This window comes from Limnospira sp. PMC 289.06, assembly GCF_032350395.1.
Classification (GTDB): Bacteria; Cyanobacteriota; Cyanobacteriia; order Cyanobacteriales; family Microcoleaceae; genus Limnospira; species Limnospira platensis.
In genome coordinates this window covers 1-1,637 of the sequence record NZ_JARPLC010000278.1, presented here as the reverse complement: position 1 = coordinate 1,637, position 1,637 = coordinate 1, and the positions used below count along the sequence as shown (strand labels likewise).

Below are 1,637 nucleotides of genomic sequence, written 5' to 3'. Positions count from 1 at the left end.
TCGACACCGGACATTCCCACACCGGAGATGGAGTAACCTAAACCGACACCGGATTCAGTTATCCCTAAGCCGACACCGGACATTCCGACACCGGAGATGGAGTAACCTAAACCGACACCGGACATTCCCACACCGGAGATGGAGTAACCTAAACCGACACCGGATTCAGTTATCCCTAAGCCGACACCGGACATTCCGACACCGGAGATGGAGTAACCTAAGCCGACACCGGACATACCGACACCGGACATAGAATAGCCTAGGGCGGAACCGGATTCAGTCATTCCCACACCGGACATGGAGTAACCTAGGGCGGAACCGGATTGAGTTACGCCTAAGCCGACACCGGACATTCCGACACACATGGAGTAACCTAGGGCGGAACCGGATTGAGTTACGCCTAAGCCGACACCGGACATTCCGACACCGGACATAGTTTCACCGACACCTGATGCCCACTTACCGACACCAGAGGGGAAAATATAGGAACTGATGCCATGTTGGAAACTGGAAACATGGTGCATGGAACCAAATAGGGAACCAGCGATGCGTTGAGCTTCTGCTTCTTTGGCTAGATTGAAGAGGTCGTCGTAAATGCGATCGCCATAAGATAAGCCAGGGGGTGATAGTTGGGCAAAAGTTTGACCTTTGAGTTCATCACCCCAAGATACTGTAATGAATTGGTCATCAATCCACTCAGAGGGATAAATGGGGGGAATCCGAACCGCCTGGGAACGGGCCATAGCTAACCAGCGACCATCAGCGCAACGGTAGCCAATTTCGATCACATAATCGCGATCGCTTACAGGAATTGGTAAATACCATTCCCGCGCCATTTCATCGCAAGGGTATTCCTGAACGCTGTGGGGACTCTGATTGCTGAGATTTATACCTGTTACGTCATAAATCCGTAAAGCCAGTTGTTGCCCACCTAATCGCCGGAATTGTTCTTTTTGTTGACTGGAGATATCCCAGTAAGCATAAGCCCATTCCGGGTCTCTTGCCATCATAACTACGCGACTTTCACTATATCCGCTGCCAAGTTCCACTAGATTTTCATCAACTGAGGACAGGAAATCATCTGTTTGTTCTTCCTGGCCTAATGTAAACTTTGCTACTTCCACTTCTGCTTTTGCCTCCAAAGTACGGGATTGACTAGGGGATGAAAATCTTTGACGTTCAATATCTTGAATGGCAGCTAAAAGCTGGGCTTTACGCATTCGGCTATAGCGAGAAATACTGTACTCGCTGGCGACTTTGCGTAATTGTCGCAATGTCATTTCTTCCAAGGGGGGTCTTTCTTTGGCCATAGGTTGGTGATCTCCATGTGTTCAGACAGCAGGCTGTTGGCTCTGTAGATTTTCTTTGGGATCGTGGGGATCGCTCTCGTTAATCAACATATTGCAGAAAATATCCAGAGGGGTCAAGGGGTAATCCCAAAAATTATAAGTAAATATACTGTTTTATAAGGTTTTTGGGATCATTGTGTCATAGTTTCATGATATATCATGGAATTGGGGATCGTCTGCATCCCCAAAAAAATCCCCGGCGTGGGCCTGGGGTTGTAGGTAGATTCGTGAAGTACCCCACCCTGCCGCCCTAGAGGATGGGGCTTCCTGATTCAACGGGAACTGCAT

At 48.8% G+C, this 1,637-nt stretch carries 1 protein-coding gene; it reads right to left on the bottom strand.

The genetic code is table 11. From position 1 onward, the window contains the following. A partial coding sequence (locus P5674_RS24470) for a DUF4912 domain-containing protein (protein ID WP_315670380.1) occupies positions 1 to 1,310 on the bottom strand: 1,310 nt, incomplete at its 3' end. Positions 1,311 to 1,637 lie beyond the last annotated feature (327 nt).